Raw genomic sequence first — 17,027 nt, forward strand, 5'->3', positions numbered from 1 at the left:
CCGCGCTATGGGCTAAGGGCCGAGGCCTATAGCGCGTCGAGGGCCTGTTCCAAGTCCGCGAGCAGGTCATCGATGTCTTCAATGCCGATGGAGATGCGCACCAGATCCTCCGGCGGCACCAGCTCGGACCCTTCCGCGGATACGTGAGTCATATTCTTTGGGTGCTCGATGAGCGATTCCACCCCGCCCAACGATTCCGCTAGACAGATAAGCCGCGTATTGAGACAGATCTGCTTGGCATGCTCTGCGCTATGGAAGCGAACGGACATCATGCCACCAAAGCCACGCATCTGCTGTGCTGCCAGCTCATGGCCCGGATGGTCCTTAAGCCCGGGGTAGAGCACCTGCTTAACCTCGGGGCGGCCCTGCAAAAATTCCGCTACCTTCTGTGCATTGGCGCAGTGGCGATCCATGCGCACCGACAGGGTCTTGATGCCGCGGGCGGTGAGGTAGGCGTCGAAAGGCGAGCTCACCGCACCCACATTGCCTTGGAAGTAGAGCAGCCGCTCGTCCACGTGGGCGTCATTAGTAACCACCGCACCACCGAGCACATCGGAATGACCGCCTAAGTACTTGGTGGTCGAGTGCAGCACGTGGTCCGCGCCAAGTTCCAGCGGGTTCTGCAGGTAAGGCGTGGCAAAAGTATTGTCCACCAGCACCTGCGCGTTACCCTTAATCTTGGCCACCGCGGCAATATCGGTGATATTTAGCGCCGGATTGGTGGGCGTTTCCAGCCAAATGAGCTTGGTATTGTCTTTGACCGCGTCGGCAACCGCGGCAGTATCACTGGTGTTGACGATGGACATCTCCACGCCCCACTCGGTGAAATCATTAAGCAAGCGGTAGGACCCGCCGTAGGCATCACTGCCCAAAATGACGTGATCGCCTGGGCGAACCAAGATCCGAATCAGCGTATCGGCGGCGGCCATACCGGAAGAAAACACGCGGGCGTATTCGGCACCTTCAAGCGCGGCAAGCGTGCGTTCGAGCGAGCGCACGGTGGGGTTGGCCACGCGGCCGTATTCAAAGCCACCACGCAGCTGTGCCAAGCCGTCTTGTGCGAACGTGGTCGATGCATAGATCGGTACATTGATGGAGCCCATGTGCGGGTCTGGGTGGTAGCCGCCATGGATGGAACGGGACGTAAAGCCTTGAGCCAGGTTCTGCGTGCTGCGTTCAGTCATAGCACCACAGTCTAGACTAAGCTGTTCATTTCCTACGGAGAGATGGGTATTTATTTTCACAGTCCCTACCCTGGAACTCGTCGCGCTTTCAGGCGCGCCCCTTACAATGGGCGCGGTTCATATTGTCCACGACTAAGAAAGAATGATGAATACGCAATTCTTAGCCTCCGCAGCTTCCACCAAGGACTCGGCCGTCGAGTCCGTCTCTAGTTTTTGGAATGACGAGAAGGTGCAAAGCTGGCTTATCGAGCGCCCTATTCGCATCGCCATCATCCTTATCCTGGCCATAATCGCTCACTGGCTGCTCCACCGCATCATCAACAAGGTGGCTGACAACAGCATCAAATCCACTGGCCTGGATAAGCAGCGCTTCCGCGAGAAGTTTAAGGTACGGTCCCACCACCCCGAGCTAAGCCAGCAAGAAGAGGCTATGCGCCATACCCGCGAAGTTCGGCGTGCCTCCCGTATTAAGACGCTAGCCGGGGTGGCCCGCTCCGCCGCCGCCATTTTCGTTTGGGTGTGGGCCGTTATTGCTATCTTGGATGAGCTAGACGTTAACGTGGCACCGCTTATCGCCTCTGCCGGTGTTATCGGTGTCGCCCTCGGCTTTGGCGCCCAGGCGCTGGTGAAGGATTTCCTTTCCGGCATCTTCATGCTCATCGAGGATCAATATGGCATCGGCGACGTGGTTGACCTGGGCAATGGCGTCTTTGGCGACGTCGAGTCCATCTCCCTGCGCATCACTACCGTCCGCGATATCGATGGTGCGCTGTGGTACGTGCGCAATGGCGAAATCCTCCAGGTGGCCAACCATTCGGATGAATACTCGGTTGCCCGCATCCAGATCCCAGTGGGTCTTTCTAATGACCCAGAGGTTGCCGGCGATGTCATTGAGAACGCCGTCAAGGAAGCCGCACAAGACGACAAGGTACGCAAGCTCATTCTCAGCACGCCCCGCGTGGACGGCATGTCTGGCTTCGAACCAGACTATGTTTCCTTCCGTGTATCTACCAAGACCCTGCCGGGCAAACAGTGGGACGTTCAGCGTTTCTTGCAGTCCCGCGTGCTCAATGTCATGCACACTAAAGGTATTACGACCCCCTACCCGCACGGCATCGGCATTGCCGATCCCCGCAAGGAAGAAGAAGAGTAAATGGATTCTGTTTACGAGGCCGTCGGCGGCATGGATACCTTTGAGCGCCTCGTCCACGGCTTTTATTCCCAGGTCAAAGAGGACGACGTCATCGGCCCCATGTACCCCGAGAACGACTGGGAGGGCGCCGAGCAGCGCCTTACCTGGTTCTTGGCGCAGTATTGGGGTGGGCCGCAGCTTTTCTCTGAAAACCGCGGCCACCCGCGCCTGCGCATGCGGCACGCCCCTACCCCATCGATATCACCGCACACGATCGGTGGCTGGAATTAATGGGTAATTCGCTCGCCGAAATCGACGAAGAAACTATTCCACCGGCCTACCGCGAAATGATCTGGGATCACATGCAGCGCGTAGCAGCCATGATGATCAACAAAGCGCCCTAGCGGCCTGTTGACGCCCGCGCACAACATGAGCCCGGACCCCGCATTCGACGAGGAACCGGGCTCATGATTTATCTAGCGCGCGGGATGCGACGCGGTGCTTAGTCGTCCCAGTCAAAAGCCTTACGCACAGGCTCGGACACCAGACGACCGCCGCGGGTCATCACGCCACCTTCTAGGCCTGGGAAGCGCTTGATGGCGGCATCCAGGTTATCCTTGGCCACCGCGCGGATGTATGGCAGCGTCGCAGACGATAGCGCGCGGGTCGAGGTATTAGCCACTGCGCCCGGCATATTAGCCACGCAGTAGAACAAGGTGTCGTGCACCTTAAAGGTGGGATCATCGTGGGAGGTCTTCTTCGAGTTTTCGAAGCAACCACCTTGGTCGATGGCCACGTCCACGAGGACTGCGCCCTTCTTCATCTTCTTCACGGTCTCCTCGCGCACCAGCTTCGGCGCAGCGGAACCTGGAATGAGCACGGCACCGATGACGAGGTCGGCTTCCTGTAGCTCTTTCTCGATGGTGGCTGGATCCGAGATCAAGGTGCGCACGCCACCGGCGTACTGGTCATCGAAGCGCTGCAAGACGTGTGGATCGAGGTCCAGCACGGTGACTTCGGCGCGCAGGCCGTGTGCCATCGCAACGGCGGAGGCACCAACTTGGCCGCCGCCGATCACGACGACGCGTGCCGACTGGGTGCCCGGAACGCCAGAGACCAACAAACCGCGGCCACCCTGGGTGGACAGCAGGTGGTGGGTGCCTTCGATAACGGCAAGGCGACCAGCCACCTGGGACATTGGAGTCAGCAGCGGCAAAGTACCGTGGCGGTCGGTGACCGTTTCATAGGCAATCGAGGTGGTATTGGCCTCTACCAGTGCCTCCGCCAGCGGGCGGTCCGCAGCGAGGTGAAGGTAGGTAAAGACGGTAAGGTCCGAGCGCAGGTACTTGTACTCGGACTCGAGTGGCTCCTTGACCTTGAGCAGCAGTTCCGCTTGCGACCACGTCTCTTCCGCTGAGTCCACAATTGTGGCACCGGCATCCTTGTAGGCAGAATCGGGGAAGGATGCGCCTTCACCGGCACCGGTTTCAATGAACACTTCATGGCCATCAGCAACGAGGGTTTGCGCTCCCATAGGGGTGAGAGCCACGCGGTTCTCGTTATTCATGATTTCTTTTGGTACCGCAATACGCATTACACCGTCTCCTTGTAGGTGCAGGAAATTACTTTTACATTTCTAGAGTAACGCAGCACACGTTTACCTGGGTGTCTAATCTGAAACTCACATAGGCCGAAAAAGCACGAACCTATATGACTACCGTTATTGCCCTGCTAGACGAGGGTTTTGCGAAATAAGCACCACTCCTTGCTCTCCCAAAGGTGGACCGCTTTTGGGGGTCCATGTTCTCTGGGGAGGAGGCCCTCGCTGGGTCTTGCGGTAGATGGATGGGCTTAAAACAGCGAAAGACGGGTAGACCGATAAATGCTGCCGAAGGGGGCGTCGAGACGCACCCAGCGCCCCAGCTGAGCCACGCGCAAGTGGCGCGGCACGTCCATTGGGGCGGAAAATCCAGGGATAAGGCCCAGGTTGGTGCACGCAAAGATCATGCGCATGGGGATTTCCACCGTGGCGCCATCGCCTTCTACGGTAACGACGGTTTGATTCAAGAGGCTAGACGGCGGGCCCATGGGCCCAGAAAATTGTCGCGTCAGTTGTTGGCCTTTATCGGAAAGCTCGCGCACCACAGTGACCGGCAATGTATCGACCACGCTATAACCAGTAGCCGGCGGCAGGGCTCCCGGCCATGACGGATCGCGCGCGGGGCCCAAATCGAGAGTTCCGGTTGACTCATGTTCCTTGAGTTGCTCGGCGAGCGTAGCGGCAGAAACCACCGCCCCATCGCGGGAGGCGACGCCCTCCACGCGGCGGGATGCAACTACCTCAAAGGGAGTGGTGACAAAGACATCGACGACGTCGCCAGTCAGCTGGCGCAAACGCACCGAAGCGCTCGCGTCTAAGCCGACTGCGCGCGTGACAAGGGCCCGAAGGCCAGGTCCACCGCTTCCAATCTCTAGAGTCTCGGTGACCATGCCTTCGGGCCCTGCCTTTCTTTTCTTTGCTCTGCGCCGCAGCTAGTTGGCTGCGGTATTTTGCAGAATGTCCTTTTCCTGTTCCGTCAGCGGGCGCGGAGTCTGCTGCTGGCGGTCAACGACCACCTGCACGCATTCCACGGTTGCTGCTACCTCGCCCTGGGCATTTTTAACCTTCTGAGCGGTGGTAAAAGACGTGGTACCAATCTGCGAGATAGTGGTCTCTACCTCAACAGTAGTGGTTTCCTTAAACTCCATTGGGCGCAGGAAATCTACATCGAGGTGTCGCACGAACGCAATGAAGTCGAGGCCTTTGGAATAGATGTGTTCCTTCGCAAAGGCCAAGCGTGCTTCTTGGGCAAGCTCGATGTAGTTTGCGTTCATCATGTGGCCGTACATATCAAAGTCCGACCAGCGGGTTTGAATACGGTACGTATGCACGCTTGGGGTTGCCATCATTCTCCTCAGTTAAGGCGTCAGCTAGTTAGCGGGTCAGCTTCCGGTGGGTTACGCGGGAAGGACGGGCTGCTTCTTCACCAAGGCGGTCGACCTTGTTCTTCTCATAGTCACCGAAGTTGCCTTCGAACCAGAACCACTGGCCTTCTTCCACATTGCCCTCCCAGGCCAGGATGTGGGTACAAGTGCGGTCTAGGAACCAGCGGTCGTGGGAAATGACCACGGCGCAGCCGGGGAACTTCTCCAGCGCGTTTTCCAGCGAACCGAGGGTTTCCACGTCTAGGTCGTTGGTCGGCTCGTCAAGGAGGATCAGGTTGCCGCCCTCCTTCAGGGTCAATGCCAGGTTCAAGCGGTTGCGCTCACCGCCGGAAAGCACCTTGGACGGCTTCTGCTGATCCGGGCCCTTGAAGCCGAAAGCGGAGAGGTAAGCACGCGACGGCATCTCGTTCTGGCCCACATGAATGTAGTCCAAGCCGCCGGAGACAACCTCCCAAACGGTTGCCTCGGGGTCGATATTCTCGCGGTTCTGGTCCACGTAGGACAGCTTGACGGTATCTCCGACCTCAACGGAACCGGCGTCCGGCTGCTCCAGCCCCACAATGGTCTTAAACAGGGTGGTCTTACCAACACCGTTCGGGCCGATAACGCCCACGATGCCGTTGCGCGGCAGGGTGAAAGAAAGGTCCTTAATCAGGACGCGACCATCAAAGCCCTTCTGCAGGTCCTTGACCTCTACAACCTTATTACCCAAGCGCGGCGGGGTGGGAATCTGGATTTCTTCGAAGTCGAGCTTCTTGTATTTCTCGGCCTCGGCTGCCATCTCCTCGTAGCGCTCCAGACGAGCCTTGTTCTTGGCCTGGCGGGCCTTTGCACCGGAGCGAACCCACTCCAACTCGTCCTTCAAGCGCTTGCGCAGCTTCGCATCCTTCTTGCCGGCAACCTCCAAGCGCTCCTGCTTCTTATCCAGGTAGGTGGAGTAGTTGCCCTCGTATGGGTAGAGCTTGCCGCGGTCAACCTCACAGATCCAGCCCGCGACGTGATCAAGGAAGTAGCGATCGTGAGTCACGGCCAAGACAGCACCCGGATAATCAGCCAAGTGCTTCTCCAGCCACTGCACGGACTCGGCGTCTAGGTGGTTCGTAGGCTCGTCGAGCAGCAGCAGGTCCGGCTCGGTCAGCAGAAGCTTAGCCAGCGCTACGCGGCGACGCTCGCCACCAGAAAGGTTGGTCACTGGGGCGTCAGAAGGCGGGCAACGCAAAGCCTCCATTGCCTGCTCGATCTTGGAGTCAACCTCCCAGGCATCGGCGGCATCCAGTTCCTCCTGCAGCTTGCCCATCTCTTCCATGAGCTCATCGCTGTAGTTAGTGGCCATTTCCTCGGCGATCTGCTCGAAGCGCTGCTTCTTTTCAAAGATATCGCCCAAGCCCTCTTCGACGTTGCCGCGCACGGTCTTCTCGTCATTGAGAGGTGGCTCCTGTTGCAGGATGCCCACGGTGGCACCCGGATCTAGAAAAGCCTCGCCATTGGAAGGCTGGTCCAGGCCGGCCATAATCTTCAGAATGGAGGACTTACCGGCGCCATTAGGGCCGACCACACCAATCTTGGCTCCTGGGTAGAACGCCATTGTTACATCGTCAAGGATGACTTTATCGCCAATTGCCTTGCGCACGTTTTTCATCGTGTAGATGAATTCGCCCACTTTTACCCCTTTGCAAAAATTTGGGAGACGTATTTATCTACACAAACACTACATCAGAACCAGAGCCCAAGTGCCTCGGGTCAGGTACACCCGAGGCAATCAAGGCAAGGCCGAAAGGCTTAAGCATTCACGGTGGCGGATTCCGCCTCGGCAGCTTCCTCCGCTTCGGCGTCATAGGGTTCCTCTTCCCCACTACGCGCTGCTGCAGCTCGTTCCGCCAAATAGCGGTCGGCCGCCGTATCCGCAGCGGTGTCGCCCTGTTCTGCCGGTTGCTGTGGCACGCTGTGGTCCACGTCCGGTTCGATGGCATTGTCCCCCAGTTCTGGGACCGCAATATTTTCTTGGTTGTATTGCGGGACGAGGCGCTTTGTGCCAATGACGTGCCGGTTCAAGTCCAACCCCACGTACTGCGCCTTAATAAACGTGCGGAAGTGGTCGGTTCCTTGATCATCGCTCCATTGCTCTGTAACCAAGGAGCCAACAATCACCAGTGGCATGCCTTTGGCCAGGGATTTACGCACGTTGATGGCGAATTGATTCCACATTTCGACGTCGATATAAAGGTGATCCACGTCGCGCCACTGCGGGGCCTTGGCGGTTTGTCCTTCCGGATCATTGACGCCAGTATCTGCCTGACGGTCCGGAATTCGGCGTGAGGAAGCTATGCGCAGCTTGGCCTTATAGGCCCCTGTAGAGGTTTTGGTCAGGATTGGGTCACGTGTCAGGCGTCCGGTCAAGGTAATTGGATATTGGGACATGGTGATAGAAAATCCTTTGCTGGATGTTGGGTTGGCGAGTTCGGTTTTCCTCGCTCGCCTGTACATCCTGATGCCCTTGCGGACGCCGCACCATGGGCACCAGCCCCACCCTGTGGATAACTTGTTGCTCTCGTCAACAAAAGGCGCGTTTTAGGGTGACCTTTGACAAGTTATCCACAGGCTAGCGCCCACGGAAGCTCGAATCATCGCCTTGGTTTATGTCCTGCAACATCGCGTTATAGCGTTCCAACTCGGCATCATCGTCCGCATCCGCCTGCACATCATGGCGGCGGGCAGTGGCCCGGTCATCGCTCAACCAATCCAGGAAGAGCTTGCCAAAGACGATGACCAGCGGGAACTGGCCAAAGCCCCACGCAATGCCGCCGCCCACACGCTGATCTTGGAGCAAATCTGGATCCCATGGCAGCTCCAAATACTGGTAGAAGTCCGCGCCCAATACAGTTTGCATCTGCATCAGGTACACGCCGGCAAAAAGGTGGAACGGCATGGAAAGGAAGAGCACGGCCAAACGGAAGGGAGTAGAGCGGCGCTTAGGTAGCGGATCTGGGCCGATAACTTCCCAAAAATAGAAGCAGCCGGAAATGATGAACGTGAAGTTCATGATGAGGTGTCCGGCATGCTCCGAGATGGCAAATTGATACAGGCTCGGGAAAAGGTAGAGCACGTACAGGAAAAATAAGTATTGCAGCAGATTGACAAACGGGTTGGTCAGGAACCCAACAATCTTGGATTGGGTCGCTGCCAATGCATAATCATGCAGGCTCGGCTGCCCCTTCGGCCCAGCCTCGAAGGCCTCCATGATTAGGGTCAATGGTGCGCCTAGAACGAGCAGGAGGGGCACTGCCATGGACAAAATCATGTGGACCAACATGTGCATGGAATACATCGCCGGCATATAAAGCCCCAGGCCAGTGGACATCACGAGGGTCATGCCCAGCGCACCACACATAAACCACGCGGTACGGCCCTTGCTCCACGTCAGGCCGCGCTTGTGGACACGGTAGACGCAATAGCCATAGGCCGCAGCCAAAAGAAGGCCGATGGTTCCAAACATGATGTCAAATCGGAACATGGTCCACACGTTGAGCACCGTGGGCTTTTCAAAGAGCTCATACCCCATCAAAATCTGCATCGAGTTGAGGTTGGGATCCCGCGGTGGCGGGGGTACGGTACGCCCCAAGGTGATGGCCACACCGATGGTGCCGGCCATGACCGCCACCTCCACTATGGCTATGCGTATGAACAGGCGCGGGTTCTTGTCCAACTGCGGGATAGTCAGCTCGCGGTGAGCTAGGCCAAAGATTCCCAGCAGGATCGTCAGCACGAACTTAGTTATCAAGATGATGCCGTAGGCAGAATCCACTAGATCGGAGATATTCATGCGGATAAGCGTGTTGATCAGGCCTGATACCGCCAGCACCACAATGGCCATGAAGGCAATGCCAGAGTAGCGCTTCACTGCAAAAGCAAGGTTGGGGCCAAGGCGCCGCCCATGGGCGATAAGCGCCATGAGCCCGCCTACCCAAAGCATGACAAAGACCAAGTGCCACAGCAGCGAATTGGTGCCGTAATCGTGGTCGCCGCCGGCCGCGGAGTGGCCTTCTAGGCCAATGGGCACCACCTGCAAGACGGAGAAGAAAAGTAACACCGGCTGCATGGACCAGCTGCGACCAAGAAGTCCGAGAATGCCTACGCCAAGGGCAATGAGCACGGAAATCCCCCAGACAATGGTGGTGGAAATTTCCGTGAGTGCCATCTTCACAATGGAAGGCTCAAATACTTGAGAAAATGGCGCTCCGGTGAGATCGGACATGATGAGCGGGATTTCCACCAGCCCCACGGCTGCCACACCAAAGGAAGCCCAGGTGCCGGTACGCGCGGCAATGTGGCCGTCGACGGATAAGGGGGCATCGATAAGCGCAGCATTATCCCCGCGCGGAGCGATGAGAAAGGATGAAGCCAAGAAGGACCCCACGGACAAGGCCATGAGAATCCACGCCAATCCGCGGAAAACCGGCAGGCCAAAGGTGGTAATGCGGCCGGGATCCGGAATTCCTAGGGCCGCCAGGGAATCAGCCAGGAGGAACAAGGAAATGAAACCGGCAATCAGGCCGGCAATCAGCATAGCTGCGATATACATTCCCCAGGAAGAGCGGGGCTTCCTCCCCGCCGTATTCACACTGTTAACCTGCTCATTTGCCATAGTGGGCATTGTATAGCGCGACCTAGTTTCTCACATAACACACATTTTGTCTTTACATGTGTCATTATGGGGCTTATGGACACCCGTCAACTTCTTTATTTCCGCGCCGTTGTAGACAACGGTTCCTTCACGCACGCTGCTGAATCCCTCGACATGACTCAGCCTTCCCTGAGCCTTTCCATTCGGAAGCTAGAAAAGGAACTCAACGCCCAGCTGCTCTCGCGCGGCCGTTCCGGCGTCTCCACTACGGAGGCCGGGGATTATGTGTATGAAACAGCCGTGAAAGTTGATGCGCTGCTGAATGAAACCCACCGACATATCAGCGAAATCACCGGTGACAAGGCCAGCACCGTCTCGCTCGCCTCTGGCCCGATATTGAACTGGGAATTTACCCCTTCCGTGCTAGCCGAGCTCAAAAAGATTTACCCCACTGCCACCATCACGCTAGATGATGCCGAACCGGCTACCGCCATCAAGCACCTGCTGGATGGCCAAGTGGACTTGGCGCTCTTGCCGACGTCCGATCCCAAGGCCTTTATTCGCCGCTACTCCCCCGAACTTACCGTCCACCAGGTGGCCACGTTTGATTATTCCGTCGCCCTCCCACAGCGCCTTGCAGAGCTAGAAGCGCCCATTTCCCTGGCGGACCTGCGCGGAGAGAATTGGCTTGTCCCACCGCGCAGCCGCGAGCTGCCGGAACTAGCAGAGTTCTATAGTGAGCTGTGGAATACTCGCCCTGGCCTCAAGCCGGACAAGACCCAAGAAGTAGCCAGCCTCAATAGTGCTATCCCGCTGGTATCCAGCGGGCTTGGTGTAAGCATCGTGCCCAATTGTGCGCCCGCCGTACAGCCGCATGGCATCCTTAGCCGCCCGATTGCAGACGACCTGCCACCCTATTACGCCATCGTGGCCTATCGAGCAGATCGCGATCTGACCGCCGCAGCGCAGGAGCTGGTGGATATCCTGCGTTCCCCACAGCGCACCCTGGCTTAGGTTTCCCCGTCCTTGTGGGCTACTATGAGTGCGTTGTAAGCCCCCATAGCTCAGTGGATTAGAGCAGTGGGTTTCTACCCCATGTGTCGCGGGTTCGAATCCTGCTGGGGGCACCGCCCGAAAGCCTTGAGGCGCCGAGTTTCTCGCCGCTTCAAGGCTTTTTGTTTACGCTAGGACTCACAACGCCCAACCCGGAAAGGCTTAACCATGTCACTTCCCGCCCCCTCTCGCACGTCCTACGCCCTCGTCACCGGCGCTAGCCAAGGAATTGGCAAAGCCATGGCGCAGGATTTTGCCGCGCTGGGCTATAACGTCATCCTTGTTGCCCGGCGCCGCGAGGTACTAGAGTCCATTGCCGCGGAGCTCGAGCAGCGCCACAATGTCGAGGCCATAGCTCTGCCTGCGGACCTCGCAGCGGCTGATGACGTCGCCCGTGTAGTAGAAACCATAGCCTCCCACGAGGTGTCCATTTTGGTAAATTCCGCCGGTATTGCCAGCTTCGGCCCCTTCATGGACCAGGACTGGAAGTACGAATCAACCCAATTTGATCTCAATGGCACTGCGGTTCACCGCCTCACCCGCGCTGCTTTGGAGCACATGCTGCCGCGCCGCAACGGTGCCATTTGCAATGTTGGTTCCGCCGCGGGCAATATCCCCATTCCCAACAACGCTACCTATGTCTTCACCAAGGCCGGCGTCAATGCGTTTACGGAGGCCCTGCACTACGAGCTCAAAGGCTCCGGAGTATCGTGCACCCTCCTTGCCCCCGGACCGGTGCGCGAGGCCGCCATCGCGGAAGAAGACCAGTCCATCGTGGATAAGGTGGTCCCGGATTTCTTGTGGACCACCTACGAATCTTGCTCCCAAGAGACCATTGCGGCTATGCGTCGCAACCAACGCCGCGTAGTACCGGGGCCCCTATCGAAGGCCATGAATACCATCAGCCAAGTGCTGCCCACCCCGGTGATTGCACCGCTGGTAGGCAGCTTCTACGCCAAGATGGGCTAGGCTCCCGCACCCTCTAGGTCGTTTCCTTTGAGCACGCTGCCCTCGCCGCGTGCTCGTTTGCGCGCCACCCAGAAGTCCGCGTTCTTAATACCTAGGGCTTCTGGGTCGAATTGTGGATCCTTTCCAGCCTTCTTCTGTTTCTCGTAGTCCTTGAGCGCCTTGAGGGCAGGCACCTGGAGGAAAAGGATGGCGATGATATTGAGCCATGCTGTGGTGCCAACACCAATATCACCCAATGCCCATGCCGCTCCTGGAGTGGTGGTAGCTCCCACGATGACGGAGACAATAATCAGCGCGCGCAGCACCCAAATCAGGCCCCGACGGGCAGCCCGGGAGCGTACCCAACGGTTGAAGTAGGTCAAATTGACCTCGGACATGTAGTAGTACGCCAGAACCGTCGTAAAGGCGAAGAAGGCGATGGAAACCGCAATAAACGTCGGGCCCCAACCGGCAAAGACGCTATCCAGGCCGGATTGCACGTAGCCAGGACCAACCTCAACGCCTTCCGGCAGCGAACCGTTGTAGACCACCTCGCCGTCCTCGGAGCTACCGCGAAAGACGGTGTACATATCGGTGGAAATGATCATGAACGCGGTAGCCGAGCAAACAAAGAGCGTATCAACGTAGACCGCAAAGGACTGCACAAAGCCCTGCTTTGCCGGGTGGGAGACCTCGGCGGCCGCTGCGGATTGCGGGCCGGTACCCTGGCCGGCCTCGTTAGAATAAATGCCGCGCTTAACGCCCCACATGATCGCCGCGCCCAGCATGCCGGAAAAGCCGGCTTCCATATTGAAGGCGGACTTGAAGATGAGACCAAAGACCTCTGGAATCTGCGAGAAGTTCATGCACATGACCACCACGGAAATGACAATGTAGATAACCGCCATAAAGGGCACGACGATGGTGGCAAAGTTCGCGATGCGCTTTACGCCGCCGATAATGATGATGGCCAGGATGCCTGCCAACACGACGGCAGCCCACGTGGAGTTAATACCCCACGCGGTATCGGCCGCGGCAGCCACCGCGTTGGCCTGAATCGCCGGCAAGAAGTAGCTAGTGGCCAAAATCATGGCGATGGCGAATACGATGCCATAAACCACCATGAACGGTGCGGCCTTGGTGTGCTTATAGGCCTTTTCGATGTAGTACGCTGGGCCGCCGCGATACTCTCCGGTGTCTTGGTCTTTCTCCTTGTATATCTGGGCCAAAGTACATTCGATAAACGAAGTAGACGAGCCCAACATCGCCACGGCCCACATCCAAAACACCGCTCCTGGGCCGCCAAAGGCGATGGCGGTTGCCACACCGGCGATATTGCCCACGCCGACGCGGCCGGATAGCGAGACCATCAAGGACTGGAAGGAAGATACACCATCCGCGGATTTCTCTCCGTTGGCGATCTGCTTGAGCATATCTGGGATGCAGCGCACCTGGAGGCCGCGCGTCACCACAGTGAAATAGATGCCCGCGCCGAGGCATAAAAACACCAAGACGGGGGACCAAATTACGGAATTGAGGGCTTCAAGAAAGTTTGCCATCTGGTCTCTCCTAAGTCTGTCGCACCTCCCGAGTGAAGAGCGATAACACAAAGTATGCCGCAACTCACACTTAAACGTGAGTCAAATCACCGAAAATTATTATGTAGATACACACCACACCTGCGCATCGCTACTGTGCCCTGTAGTGATTCACTCTTTCGAAACTCCCACCTGCACCCCATACAGGGGTAATGAAGTGCGAGCGTAGAATGGTCTGCATGCCACATTCCGATATTGCCGCAAAGCACGACCGCCTCGTCTGGATCGATTTGGAGATGACCGGCCTCGACCCGGAGCGCCACGTCATCGTCGAGGTCGCCGCCGTTATCACCGATGGCAACCTCAATATCCTGAGTGAAGGTATCGACCTCGTCGTCCACGCCACCGAGGAAGAACTGGCCCAGATGGATTCCTTTGTCACCGAGATGCACGCCAAGTCTGGGCTGGATAAAGAAATCCGCGAGTCTTCTACCTCCATCGGTGAGGCCGAGGATGCCGTGCTAACGCTTATCAATGAGCACTGCGATCCGGAGCACCCCGCTCCCCTAGCCGGAAATTCTATCGCCACCGATCGCACCTTCATTCGCACCTATATGCCGCGACTCGATAGCGCCCTGCACTACCGCATGATCGATGTATCGACCATCAAGGAGCTGGCCCGCCGGTGGCATCCGCGCGCCTATTTCAACCAGCCCGATAAGGGCATGGCCCACCGCGCTCTACAAGACATTATCGAGTCCATCCGCGAGCTGGACTTCTACCGCCGCAGCGTCTTCCGCACCGATGAGGGCCCCACCACCCCCGAGGCGGAGCAGATCAAGGCGGAAACTACGGCAGATTACCAGGCGTTTTTGTAATTTAGGCAGCGTGAGTTAACCTGTATTTCGTTGCTTTCACGCAGCGATGGTGGCTGTAGTTCAGCTGGTAGAGCACCAGGTTGTGATCCTGGGTGTCGCGGGTTCGAGCCCCGTCAGCCACCCCAAGTGCCCGAGCCTTGCGCTCGGGCTTTTTCAGTTTTCTCCCTGCAGGCTTGCCAGCAGCTCCTCCGAGCGCGCTCGACCAGCCACATCCGGCATATCTCCGGTCACCACAAACTCGCTTATGCCTAAGCGCTTGCCGACGCCCCTTAGTTCCTCCCCCACTCCTTCCACCGTCCCCCAGACATCGTGGGCCAACGCTTCCTCGATTCGCCGCCGTTGCTGCCCCGTCAGCGCATTCATATCTAGCTCGCCCGCTGGCCGCAGAGGCGCAAACTCACCAGTAGATTGTGCGCATACCTTGGCATAGGCCTCCGGCAACAATAAATCGCGGGCGGCCGCGGCGGTATCGGCGGCGGCGATATTAAGCGAGGAGATGATAGGTGGGGCGTCGGCAAGCGCATGCTCCCGATATACTCGCGCGGCCGCCCCCTGGGTTGCTACTGGCCCACCCAAGATGACGCCCAACCCCAGCTTGGCCGCCACCGCTGCCGAGCGAAAGCCCGCCAAAACGTAGAGCGGCGTACCTTCGTACTCCGGACGCACCGTCACAGCTTCCTCACCACGCAGGTAGCGCATCAGCGTTGCTAATTCCGCCTCGAAGCGCTGCTTTAGCTCGGTAGGCTCGCCCTGGCGCAGCGCCTGCCGCACCGGCGCAGTAAATCCCACTGAGGAGCCGATACCTATATCAATGCGGCCGGGATAGAGCGCCTCGAGGAGGTTAATCTGCTCAGCTACCAGAAACGGCGCATGATTAAGCAACATAATTCCGGCCGCACCCACCCGAATTCTTTGCGTCCTCGCCGCCACGTGGGCCGCCAACATGCCCGGCTGCCCCGCCGGAATGCCCGGCACGCCATGATGCTCTGCCACTAGGAAGCGCCGAAACCCCAGCCGCTCCACATGCCGCGCATGCTCGGCCACCTGGCTTAGCGGGCCGGCCGCACCGCGATCTAAAACAGAAAAGCGCATGGCCACCACTGTAGCCATGCGCTCATCCCTTGCGCCGACGCCGGATGCTACTGATTTGCGTCCGCGTTGCCCTTGGACCACTCGTCCCAGGACATATTCCAATCACCTAGGCCATCCATCGCATTGAGCGTTTCGCCATAGGTATTAAATACGCGCACCACGTCGCCGCGCTTCATCGTCTCCTGGAACCACTGCGCAGCCTCCGGCGTCACGTTAACGCAACCGTGGGAGGTATTGGTATTGCCCTGTGCCCACACGGACCATGGAGCGGAGTGGACATAAATACCGGAATAAGACATCTGCGTAGCCCAGTCCACAGTCGTGCGATAACCGCCGGCCTCGTGGGCCAAACCAAAGGTCTCCGAGTCCATCAACAGCTGTGGGTGTTCATCACCAATGACGTAGCGACCATTCGGCGTATCGTACTGATAATCGCGGCCCAATGAGACCGGGATGGCGCGCAAGAACTTCTTATTCTTGAATACCTTCATGGTCTTGGTGGCGTTATCGATTAGCGCTACGGTGCGATCACCAATAGTGAAATTCGTAGAGGCATTCTCACCGCCATAGATTCCACCACCTAGGTCCTTGCCATACTGGTTTACCTTGACCTCTACCTTGGTGCCTGGCTCCCAGTAATCCTTTGGCCGCCAGCGCACTTCCTGGTTATTAACCCAGTAGAATGCGCCTTCCACCTCCGGTTTGGTGGTCACAGTAATGGTCTTCTCGGCCGCCTTGCGGTCCGTAATTGGAACGCCAAAATTAACGCCAATGACCTGGCCTACGCCTACCTCAGAATCGGGGATCGGGGTTAGCGAGGCTTCGGCCACGCCCGCTGCCTGCGGGGTGGAAAAGCTTAGGTTCTTCTTGTTGCCATCCACGTCAGCGGCGACAATCGAATAGGTGTGGTTATAGCCCAAGTCCTCCGCGGTAGACCACTTCTTAGCGTCCTTGGAGAGCTTTTCTTCTACTTCCACGCCCATCTCATTGGTCATGGTGACGCTCTTTAGCTTCCCGTTGGTCTCCACCGTTACCGGCTTCGACGGGTCTACGTTCTGCGCCCCGTCCTTTACGGAAACCTTCAGGCCATCCTTTTTCTTTTCGGACTCTTTGCCACCCTCCTTCGCGTCGCTCGCGCTCGCGGCGGCGGTGGATTCTTGGTCGGTAGCTTGGTTCTCAGCCGAGGAACCAGAAGAGCAGGAGGCGGCGGCTAGGGAAATGCACGCTACGCCTGCGACCGCAAGGAGACGGCGCGCAATAGGGAGGGAATTTTTCACTGAGTTGCCCTTAGACACGTAAATACTGCTTTCAAAGACCAACCTAGATTAGCGTTTCCACCCGCCAAATACCAGAAGCCACTTCAGGCATTAACCAATTTGTTATAGACCCCCTAAAACCCGTATTGACCAGGCGATTTTACACTTTTAAAGAATGGCTGCTAGAGTATCTACTCGTTGCACAGAGAGCCACACGGCAGGAAGTCAACAATGCGCCATTAGCTCAATTGGCAGAGCAACTGACTCTTAATCAGTGGGTTCGGGGTTCGATTCCCTGATGGCGCACAAGATAAAAAATAAGGCCGGGCAATTGCCCGGC

At 57.7% G+C, this 17,027-nt stretch carries 14 protein-coding genes, 3 tRNA genes and 1 pseudogene; 8 read left to right on the forward strand and 10 right to left on the reverse strand.

Going from position 1 to position 17,027, the window contains the following annotated elements; genetic code table 11:
* Positions 1–26: 26 nt before the first annotated feature.
* The gene (locus tag L8V01_RS03860; protein ID WP_269945814.1) at positions 27–1,184 is read right to left on the reverse strand and encodes a cystathionine gamma-synthase; all 1,158 of its coding nucleotides are present in this window, start codon (positions 1,182–1,184) and stop codon (positions 27–29) included.
* A 142-nt stretch (positions 1,185–1,326) separates the two neighbouring features.
* Here L8V01_RS03860 and L8V01_RS03865 point away from each other — a divergent pair, with 142 nt between their 5' ends.
* Together L8V01_RS03865 and L8V01_RS03870 are read left to right on the forward strand one after the other, a co-directional pair.
* Complete coding sequence (locus L8V01_RS03865) at positions 1,327–2,337, forward strand: mechanosensitive ion channel family protein (RefSeq protein ID WP_269945815.1); 1,011 nt, start codon at positions 1,327–1,329, stop codon at positions 2,335–2,337.
* Positions 2,338–2,720, forward strand: a pseudogene (locus L8V01_RS03870) (globin).
* A 98-nt stretch (positions 2,721–2,818) separates the two neighbouring features.
* Here L8V01_RS03870 and ald read toward each other — a convergent pair.
* From ald to L8V01_RS03900, 6 genes are all read right to left on the reverse strand, one after another.
* Entirely contained in the window at positions 2,819–3,910 is a 1,092-nt protein-coding gene (gene ald / locus L8V01_RS03875; protein ID WP_269945816.1) for an alanine dehydrogenase, read from the reverse strand.
* Positions 3,911–4,167: 257 nt separating this feature from the next.
* A complete protein-coding gene (locus L8V01_RS03880; protein ID WP_259887010.1) occupies positions 4,168–4,806 on the reverse strand; it encodes a DUF8185 domain-containing protein in 639 nt (212 codons plus the stop codon).
* A 42-nt stretch (positions 4,807–4,848) separates the two neighbouring features.
* Positions 4,849–5,265, reverse strand: a complete 417-nt coding sequence (locus L8V01_RS03885) for an acyl-CoA thioesterase (protein ID WP_259887011.1) — start codon at positions 5,263–5,265, stop codon at positions 4,849–4,851.
* Between the two features lie 25 nt (positions 5,266–5,290).
* Positions 5,291–6,961 carry an energy-dependent translational throttle protein EttA gene (gene ettA, locus L8V01_RS03890; RefSeq protein ID WP_250412441.1) on the reverse strand — a complete coding sequence of 557 codons (1,671 nt, stop codon included), beginning with the start codon at positions 6,959–6,961 and terminating at the stop codon, positions 5,291–5,293.
* Between the two features lie 119 nt (positions 6,962–7,080).
* Positions 7,081–7,719, reverse strand: a complete 639-nt coding sequence (locus L8V01_RS03895) for a single-stranded DNA-binding protein (protein WP_269945817.1) — start codon at positions 7,717–7,719, stop codon at positions 7,081–7,083.
* 181 nt (positions 7,720–7,900) lie between these two features.
* Positions 7,901–9,952: a bifunctional copper resistance protein CopD/cytochrome c oxidase assembly protein gene (locus L8V01_RS03900; protein WP_269945818.1), complete on the reverse strand. Its 2,052-nt coding sequence runs from the start codon at positions 9,950–9,952 to the stop codon at positions 7,901–7,903.
* Positions 9,953–10,018: 66 nt separating this feature from the next.
* Here L8V01_RS03900 and L8V01_RS03905 point away from each other — a divergent pair, with 66 nt between their 5' ends.
* The 3 genes from L8V01_RS03905 to cmrA all read left to right on the forward strand — a co-directional run bounded on the left by L8V01_RS03905 (position 10,019) and on the right by cmrA (position 11,944).
* The gene (locus L8V01_RS03905; RefSeq protein WP_269945819.1) at positions 10,019–10,936 is read left to right on the forward strand and encodes a LysR family transcriptional regulator; all 918 of its coding nucleotides are present in this window, start codon (positions 10,019–10,021) and stop codon (positions 10,934–10,936) included.
* 39 nt (positions 10,937–10,975) lie between these two features.
* Positions 10,976–11,049: transfer RNA gene (locus L8V01_RS03910), tRNA-Arg, on the forward strand.
* Positions 11,050–11,143: 94 nt separating this feature from the next.
* Positions 11,144–11,944, forward strand: coding sequence for a mycolate reductase (gene cmrA / locus L8V01_RS03915; protein WP_269945820.1), 801 nt, complete (start codon positions 11,144–11,146; stop codon positions 11,942–11,944).
* Here the strand turns inward: cmrA and L8V01_RS03920 are convergent.
* Positions 11,941–13,482 carry an alanine/glycine:cation symporter family protein gene (locus L8V01_RS03920; protein WP_269945821.1) on the reverse strand — a complete coding sequence of 514 codons (1,542 nt, stop codon included), beginning with the start codon at positions 13,480–13,482 and terminating at the stop codon, positions 11,941–11,943. The two genes, cmrA and L8V01_RS03920, sit on opposite strands and share 4 nt — an antisense overlap.
* Positions 13,483–13,700: 218 nt before the next feature.
* Between L8V01_RS03920 and orn the strand changes: the two genes are divergently transcribed.
* Both orn and L8V01_RS03930 read left to right on the forward strand, forming a co-directional pair.
* Entirely contained in the window at positions 13,701–14,339 is a 639-nt protein-coding gene (gene orn, locus L8V01_RS03925) for an oligoribonuclease (RefSeq protein ID WP_394371647.1), read from the forward strand.
* A 49-nt stretch (positions 14,340–14,388) separates the two neighbouring features.
* A tRNA-His gene (locus tag L8V01_RS03930) sits at positions 14,389–14,464 on the forward strand.
* A 28-nt stretch (positions 14,465–14,492) separates the two neighbouring features.
* Here L8V01_RS03930 and L8V01_RS03935 read toward each other — a convergent pair.
* Entirely contained in the window at positions 14,493–15,449 is a 957-nt protein-coding gene (locus L8V01_RS03935; protein ID WP_269945823.1) for an MsnO8 family LLM class oxidoreductase, read from the reverse strand.
* Positions 15,450–15,478: 29 nt separating this feature from the next.
* Positions 15,479–16,708 carry a L,D-transpeptidase gene (locus L8V01_RS03940; protein WP_269945824.1) on the reverse strand — a complete coding sequence of 410 codons (1,230 nt, stop codon included), beginning with the start codon at positions 16,706–16,708 and terminating at the stop codon, positions 15,479–15,481.
* Between the two features lie 212 nt (positions 16,709–16,920).
* On the opposite strand from L8V01_RS03940, the gene L8V01_RS03945 reads away from it, so the two are divergent.
* Positions 16,921–16,993: transfer RNA gene (locus L8V01_RS03945), tRNA-Lys, on the forward strand.
* Positions 16,994–17,027 lie beyond the last annotated feature (34 nt).

Source organism: Corynebacterium curieae (assembly GCF_027570035.1).
Taxonomy (GTDB): Bacteria; Actinomycetota; Actinomycetes; order Mycobacteriales; family Mycobacteriaceae; genus Corynebacterium; species Corynebacterium curieae.